Here is a 1,086-nt window from a genome sequence, read left to right on the forward strand (position 1 = left end):
AAACTCAGGTGCGTTCTCTAAGTGTCTAACTGACACAGTGATCCAGTCCATACAAGAACAGACTAAGTTGAACAGGTTCTTACCACCTTTATCTTTGTAGATCTGAAAAACAAAGCTTGAGTTAGAGTTCACTAAATCTCGGAAGTCTCCGATCTTATCGTCACTAACAACATTTTTCATTCGTTAACTTACCTAATAAGTGACTGAAAATATAATGAAACAGTGTGTCCTGATAGTGATAGTTCTGCAATTCTTAATTCACCTGAAACGCTTCAAACTTAAAGTAGAGTGGTTCGTTCAAACACTTAGTGAACCTGTCGTAATGGTATTGGATTTAATAAACAGTAATGTAGGTGGAGTTTGTCGATTATCATCGTAAAAAAAGAGTCGATTTTCATTTATCATACAATCTTGATTTTCTGCTAAATCAGAATGATATCAAAGCGCTTCTGTCGGACACGTTTTCCTATACCAAAACCAATTCGTATCTAACTAATTTAGAAAAGGCGCTGACACGTCTTTGTCCAAATACGAGTTAGGACTATTCTAATACTCGTTGATCTAGGTAATGTAATATTTATAATCAAGGAAGTAATTCCTTTACATCACACTCAAGTACTTCTGCTAATTGATACACCTTTTCAAGTGTAATGTTGACTTCACCACGCTCAATCCTACCTGCATAGCTGCGATCCATTTCCGCTAATAAAGCCATTTTATCCTGTGAGATTCCAAGAATTTTACGTTTAGCTCTTAGTTTTCGTCCAAATTGTACTGCTAAGTCTTTCATTTTTAATCTCATTAAAAAGAAAGACTATCTAAAGTTGCGGCTTATAAAGCCACGGACTATAATCCGCAATTGTTTTTTATGTCCATCTAACACTCAAAATGAGTGAGTAATAGAGCCTTGTGAGAAAGTTATGCCAAAAGCTTCAATCAAAATATGTTCAACATTACATACTATTCTCCAGGATGAGAGCTTCAATCATTTTCAAGTTATAGAATTACGTGATGCATATCTTGCAGTTTCACAATGCAGTGAAAGTGTAAGCCAAGCATACAAATTCATTTATCGACAAATATCTA

Annotated in this window: 1 protein-coding gene and 1 pseudogene; both read right to left on the reverse strand. The window is 34.9% G+C overall.

The annotated features are described in order from the left end of the window. Positions 1 to 180: pseudogene (locus H5202_RS24110) on the reverse strand (hypothetical protein); the annotation flags it as partial. 403 nt (positions 181 to 583) lie between these two features. Beyond that, positions 584 to 790, reverse strand: a complete 207-nt coding sequence (locus H5202_RS23125) for a helix-turn-helix domain-containing protein (RefSeq protein ID WP_124018451.1) — start codon at positions 788 to 790, stop codon at positions 584 to 586. Between the last annotated feature and the right edge of the window lie 296 nt (positions 791 to 1,086).

It is taken from the genome of Shewanella sp. SG41-4 (genome assembly GCF_014164505.1).
Taxonomy (GTDB): domain Bacteria; phylum Pseudomonadota; class Gammaproteobacteria; order Enterobacterales; family Shewanellaceae; genus Shewanella.